Annotated in this window: 6 protein-coding genes; 1 reads left to right on the forward strand and 5 read right to left on the reverse strand. The window is 34.8% G+C overall.

Going from position 1 to position 6,459, the window contains the following annotated elements; translation table 11 throughout:
* Positions 1-238 precede the first annotated feature (238 nt).
* Positions 239-898 (reverse strand): hypothetical protein, encoded by a 660-nt coding sequence (locus tag C9I86_RS19480; protein WP_199190818.1) that lies wholly within the window; start codon positions 896-898, stop codon positions 239-241.
* Positions 899-1,426: 528 nt separating this feature from the next.
* Here C9I86_RS19480 and C9I86_RS19485 point away from each other — a divergent pair.
* Complete coding sequence (locus tag C9I86_RS19485) at positions 1,427-1,582, forward strand: DUF1508 domain-containing protein (protein ID WP_107277243.1); 156 nt, start codon at positions 1,427-1,429, stop codon at positions 1,580-1,582.
* A 132-nt stretch (positions 1,583-1,714) separates the two neighbouring features.
* Here C9I86_RS19485 and C9I86_RS19490 read toward each other — a convergent pair whose 3' ends face one another.
* The 4 genes from C9I86_RS19490 to C9I86_RS19510 all read right to left on the reverse strand — a co-directional run bounded on the left by C9I86_RS19490 (position 1,715) and on the right by C9I86_RS19510 (position 6,326).
* On the reverse strand, positions 1,715-2,104 hold the full coding sequence (locus tag C9I86_RS19490) for a hypothetical protein (protein WP_146142644.1): 390 nt from the start codon (positions 2,102-2,104) through the stop codon (positions 1,715-1,717).
* A gap of 191 nt (positions 2,105-2,295) precedes the next feature.
* On the reverse strand, positions 2,296-3,210 hold the full coding sequence (locus C9I86_RS19500) for a hypothetical protein (protein ID WP_146142645.1): 915 nt from the start codon (positions 3,208-3,210) through the stop codon (positions 2,296-2,298).
* An 820-nt stretch (positions 3,211-4,030) separates the two neighbouring features.
* A complete protein-coding gene (locus C9I86_RS19505) occupies positions 4,031-5,044 on the reverse strand; it encodes a replication initiation protein (protein ID WP_107277247.1) in 1,014 nt (337 codons plus the stop codon).
* An 868-nt stretch (positions 5,045-5,912) separates the two neighbouring features.
* Positions 5,913-6,326 (reverse strand): hypothetical protein, encoded by a 414-nt coding sequence (locus C9I86_RS19510; RefSeq protein WP_107277248.1) that lies wholly within the window; start codon positions 6,324-6,326, stop codon positions 5,913-5,915.
* Between the last annotated feature and the right edge of the window lie 133 nt (positions 6,327-6,459).

Raw genomic sequence — 6,459 nt, forward strand, 5'->3', positions numbered from 1 at the left:
CCCAACCACAACTGACCACAACGAATTACAAAAGAGATTACAAAAAATCACGATGAAAGACAACATGTAGTCAAATGTAATTCAACGCAAGACAAAAGAGACAATAAAAAACCGCCTCAATGGGCGGTCATTTAACAGTAATTCTATTTATGCGTTGCGTACTGACACGTTGCAACGTTCAGATACAACAAAGGTCGCCAATGGCGACCTTTCTGAAAGTTATGTTATAAAAGTTATATTAAAATGGCTTTAGAGACATTAATGGCGTTACAAATTGATTTTTCATCATCCAGTTAGATGTTGGCAAACATCTAACTTCAATAAGAGAGCTGATTTTTTCAAAATCATCATCTAGATTTCTTGCAATAATAGGCTCATGGTGTGCAATTCGATTTCTTAATTTACGAACTTGCTCTAAATCATTATGAAGGCGACACCTTAAAACACTAACGCTAGTTCCAGCTACATGATTAGGGAAGACCTGATGCAAGTGACTATCCCACAATCGAGAATCAAATCGACTCGTTAACATTTTTTGCCAAAAAACAAAGTTTAATTCTGGTATCACTTTCCCTGTCGTCAACATTCTTTTACGTGAGTTAATTAAATCTTTTCTCGGATTATAACCTTTATTTGGATTAGGAAGACTTCCTTCAAAACTTGGAGACCACGGCCATCTGTCGCCATACTTTGCCTCTAAAGCACTTGCAACCGCATTCCTAATTACTACTTCACATAAATGCAAAGGTGAAAAAAAAGCAGCCGAAACTTGAGCATTCCATCCATATAACTTAAGTGCATGCTCAGTTGATAGGGGGTTACCATTAAGTCCTATCGCCGTTTCATAAGTGCCAATCCTTGCTGCTGACAATGTTTCTTTTATTATTGTTGACGGCATCGTCATTTCCCTCTAATATTAAACCACTAGTCACGGGACTCGTTAGCGAAAGCTTCCCCCTGTGGACATATGAAGAATACAGAAAAGCCCACTTTATAAGTGGGCTTTTCTGTATCTGCTCACAAATAACTATTTGAAAATAATTAAGTATATTAAAATAATACTTACAATCACCATTCTAGTAAACAACATCTATCTTCTGTGGTCACAAAAACCTTTTCACAACCAGTCTTAAAACCATAAAGAACATTATTCAATATAAGTTTATTTAACCGTCTTCATCTAAAGCGATCCGATACGAGGTAACGTCCAGATACAACAAAGGCCGCCTAAGCGACCTCTTAAATTGTTGGCATTTAACATTACAAATTTTATGCGTACTGACTGACAGATATTTGTCACATACATGAGAAATATCACAGATAGCTGTATTTTATTTAAAAACAAGTTGAAATTTATACAACTGAACCCATATGTAGATTTAGGTGATCAGAAGTTGATTATCACTTTTAAAGGAAATCTATTGCTATGAATGATAAATGGGAATTTTATAAAGACACTTCAGGTGAATGGCGATGGAGAAGAACAGCATCTAATGGTCGAATTGTTGGTGCATCTAGTCAAGGATATGTTAACCGTACTGACTGTGTAGATAATGCACGTCGCAATGGATATAGCGAATAACCTTGAAATAAGGAAGGGCTCTTTCTTGAGCTCTTTTAAATCTTTCTTGTTAAATCCCGTTACATTAGACGGCATTTAACAAGAAAGATTTATGTAAAAGCAACATTAAATTAATAAAAATCGGTAAAACTGTTATTCTGCAATTTTAGTTGATGCAATGTCATTAACACTACTTAATGTTAAATCATCAATCGCTTTCTGTGCCTTGGCTTTTGCTTCTGGTGATATGTTCGCATTTTTATTTATAATAGAATTGCAACTCTTTATTTTAATGATATGTGCAACATACTTAGTAAGTATTCCAATAAAAAACCTCATATATGAAATTATAAATGTAACAAAAAGCCCTAAAAGAGAAGCGGTTATTGATATTGTCACGTCTGTTATATATGGCTTTAAAACATAATCACTAGGTAAACTTCCAGCCCATGTTAATATTACAAAAGTTAATATACCTGTAATTGGCGTCCCTAATACAGCATCAGATCGCGTTGTTTTAACACCCATATTTGAAGTATCCAAAAATCACACCTCTCTATTTGACTTCAAAGCCAAATACAAAGGATCGCTCTCTGATAAGTATATGATTTTTGTGCTTTTTTCACCTTTTAAATTCTCATATACAATTTTTACACCACGTAAACTAAATAAATATTTAAATAATGGCTTTAATAAAATTAAAACCATTATAAAAATATAAACAATCAATAGAATCAAGGCATAGTACATTGTATTTCATTACCTCTATCATAATGCTTAACACTCTTTACAATATAAGAGGTTCTCGCTTTAGATGTTAGGCTTTTCCGTTCTTTTTTCCAAAAAACAACAAGATCCATCACATCCTCACACCCAAATCGTTGTTTATTAGATGAGACTTCACTCCAAAAATATTCATCAGTTATAATTCCAGTAAAATTATCTGATGGCTTGTTAATCGAAATAAATTTCCATGCTTTTTGTGGATTATATGATAAGTCTTCAACTTTATAAAAACCAGTAAACTCACCATCTTCAACAATTGAAAAATTTGTGCTTTTTCTTGTAAATCGTTTTATCTCACTTTTCTTTATTTCTATAACTGAATTCGTATTTTCAGCATTATTAAAATCACTTATCGTTAATGTATCAATACCATCAATACTTAAAGGATTAACTAGCTGAGAAATAGCTTTAGATGCCTTTTTATTTGTTAATAATGCACAAACAAGAGGATCTGTCGGCTCACACTCTCTTTCATTAATATGGACAGAATACCCCTCTGAAGATTCCTTTATTTTAATTTCAGGCATATTTTCATCAATTTTCAATAAAATAGATAATGCATTTGAAACTGCTGCTGTAATCTTTGATTTACAAGAACAATCATCAATATTTATTTGTTCTTCTTTTTGATTTGAAATAATCTTTTGTAACCACTTCAATGATCCCTCATCAAATCCACCTTGAATATACGTATTTGTTTTATATTTTGATTTAAAAATTTTATTGGCTTCATAAAATGCTTCTTTATAAAGAACATCAAAAGCTTTTACACTACTTGAAACCAAAGTTGCGGACATTAAATGCGCTTTAATATCTTCTCCTTCACCATCATAATGAATCTCAATTAAATCACTTTTATCCACGTCATAGCCCACAAGTATCATATAATCAGAGGATACTATTAAATAAATAAGTAATGAGCCAACAAAAAACAAATATTAATGCAAATTAACCCAATAGAATGAAAATAAAATAGAAAACTAGTGCATAAATGTATAAATTTCACTCTTGTACAGAGTTAGATATCACTAAATACTTCAGAATAGATTTATTTTAAATCTGACTATTTTTATCAATCCATCTCGCCATAAATCGCTTATCCATCTGATATGTCCCAAATACCCGTCAAATCGCCCCTAGAAACGATTCTAAGACCAAAAATACCGATCACTCGGCTCGTAGTATGACTTTGAGTTAGAAACGCCTGTATTTAACAGTATGCATCTAACGCGCACTGCGTGATCATCGTTCAGAGAAAATAGGAAAGATAACGAGTATTTAAGATAGTTTTGTCCGATTAAATCAGCCAAAAAGTGACGTTGTTATTTTGTTATCAGTGTTACACGATCCCAAAATGAAAGTTTGACCGGTGTTTATTAGGAATGGACGAAAAAGTACTGTTTTCTGAGTTCGAATACGTGGGCCTGGTTAATCGAGGTACGAGATTATCCAAGCACCATGTATCGACAAGCGTAGCGCGTCAGCCTTAAGGGAATCGGTTCATGTGGAAAAGTAGGACAGACAAGCTGCCCCAACTTTACACACAATCACCTTATTCAATATCGAGTACAGAATGAGTTTGTGCTCCGCACACAAACAATAAGGTTTCTTTTGAAATTACCTAGAAAGCAAAACAACCCTAAAACGGGCTGTTATCTGATAAGGCTTTGCTTGTTTCGATCACTATTTTGAATTGCGAAGAATTAAACTTACGGTACTAGACGAAATACTAAGATCATCAGCTATAGCGCGATTAGATAAACCTTGAGCTTTTTTCTCTAATACTAAAGATTCACGTTCTTCCCTACTAAAACCTGACTTCGACGGACGACCACCGCCTTTAGACATTGCACCGCCTAATGTACCAGCCTTAACTTTATCCTTAATAGATCCTCGCTTACCTCCTATCAACCCACCTTTACGACCTTTGATAGCCTGAGATTCACGGAATTTTTCAGGGCTAAAATGACGAATGACAAAATTAGCGATCGATTTAGAGATACTTTTCACTTCGGAGTAAGGCAAAGGTTCGATAAATTGAGCATTTAAAGCCTCTGTATGGCTCACTACAGCATCTTGCCATTTACTCTTATAGTCAGGCGACCAATATTCTCGAACTTCCTTATATGCCCAATGAGCCACATTCTCGAACAACTCACAATTACGCCCTAATCCATGACTCTCTTTACCCCTTAATGGGTGTCCTGTCAGATCAACGAAATCAGCTAAATAATCGAGAGTGTACTTTTCATCAGTCCACCATGTTGTTTTCCATGCTTCATGTAATGGGTTTTTCGTTAATAATCGAGCATAAGAACGATCCGCTTTTAATATTTCCGTATACGCCGATTGTATTGCGGCTAAATATTTAAGAGGTGCCAGCCTTGCCATTGATGACGTACAGACGCCAACACTTAGCGCATAACCTAAATGGGAATGTCCATTAATTGGATTTTTAGCCGCCCACGCTGGCGCGGGTAAATTTAGATCAGACCATGCTAAGGCTGAATACTCATAATCAAGATCAAAAACTAAATACAAATCAGTCGATGGTCGATTAACTTGAATGTACTTTTTATTGATTGCGGTAAGTTTAGGACGAATAAATGTCACGCCCAATTCATCAGTACAATAGGGTTTTGTAGGTAATGACTCGATAAAATCAGATTTAAAGAGATTTAATTGATTGGTTTTCACTCATAACTGCACTTACGGCGGTTATTAGATTGTTTTTGAATGTCCATTTGCTATAATTTCCTTAGAGACGCAAATCATCTCAATGATTAGTTTCGCAGCCTCGATTTTCTCAAATTCATCCCGCCAAGTTTGAAGTCATGAGAAATCGGGGCTTTGTTTTATCTGCTCATATTACGCGTAAATCCTACCTCCATCAATGCCTTAAAAACCCACAAAACACATATAGTTCATATCCTAATTTAAAGATATTCCATCGCTCGTAGAGTGAAATAGGGTTTAAGGGATAATCCCTTAGCACACGATGTGGCACGCCGATTAGACGAACGAGGTACGAGTTTGTATACAATCGGCAGCGTGCCTGTTCTTGAATGGACGGGGGGGAAGTTACACGAATACTACCTAAATGTTACCCATTTACTACCTGTTTACTACCTGTTTACTACACAAATACTACCTAGATATTACCTAAATACTACCTGTCTTATATAAATCAACCAGTTATAAACCAACAATCAACCAAATGTAGACCAAATATAGACCAAATATAAACTGAATATAAACTTAAAAAAAATGAATAATAGAAAAACATAACCGCAATATAACCTCAATATGACCGCCATATGACCACGATATGACCATGATGAATTTTTATGCATGTAAAATGCTTAACTTTATTTAAAAATAAAAACGCCACAATTTCGTTGTGGGGTTTTATTAATTAATATGAGTTTTTAAATAAGAAATAAATAAATTGCAGCATGTTTGTATTTAACGTAATTCCCCTAAAGCGATCCGATACACGGTAACGTCCAGATACAAAAAGACCGCCCATAGAGGCGGTCAATTATAGAACTCACTAAAGAACGCTCTACATTTCTAACCATTCATTGATGTATTTTGAGATCGTCCCTCTATCAATGCCTGTTATTTCTTTCAATTTTGTAAGACTTGGCTTTCCACGATAAAGAGGAATCGCATCCCTACTTTTCAGATCATTTAAAGCAGAAAAAACCCTTTCCTTTGCCTCTAAAGCACGCTGCTGATTTGCCGAAATATTTTGATTGTTAGTCGTGTCTTTTACCTTCACTTGTTTCGTGTCCTCAAGAGCAGAAAGGCGATTTTCAACGGCTTTCATACGCTCATCGATTGCGCTGTAATCATTCTGATTACACCCGTGACCAAGTAAATTTAATAATTTATCTGTTCGTGTTCTACCTGATTGTTTATCAATTAAATCAACAATTTCACTTGGTAATCTAAACGTACATTGAACTGTTTTCATTCACTACCCAACCACAACTGACCACAACGAATTACAAAAGAGATTACAAAAAATCACGATGAAAGACAACATGTAGTCAAATGTAATTCAACGCAAGACAAAAGAGACAATAAAAAACCGCCTCAATGGGCGG

The organism is Photobacterium sp. NCIMB 13483 (genome assembly GCF_003025475.1).
Classification (GTDB): domain Bacteria; phylum Pseudomonadota; class Gammaproteobacteria; order Enterobacterales; family Vibrionaceae; genus Photobacterium; species Photobacterium piscicola.

Excerpts from the sequence above, each read along its gene's own strand:
- C9I86_RS19480 (WP_199190818.1), bottom strand. The coding sequence starts at position 898 with ATGCCGTCAACAATAATAAAAGAAACATTGTCAGCAGCAAGGATTGGC.
- C9I86_RS19510 (WP_107277248.1), bottom strand. The coding sequence starts at position 6,326 with ATGAAAACAGTTCAATGTACGTTTAGATTACCAAGTGAAATTGTTGAT.
- C9I86_RS19485 (WP_107277243.1), top strand. The coding sequence starts at position 1,427 with ATGAATGATAAATGGGAATTTTATAAAGACACTTCAGGTGAATGGCGA.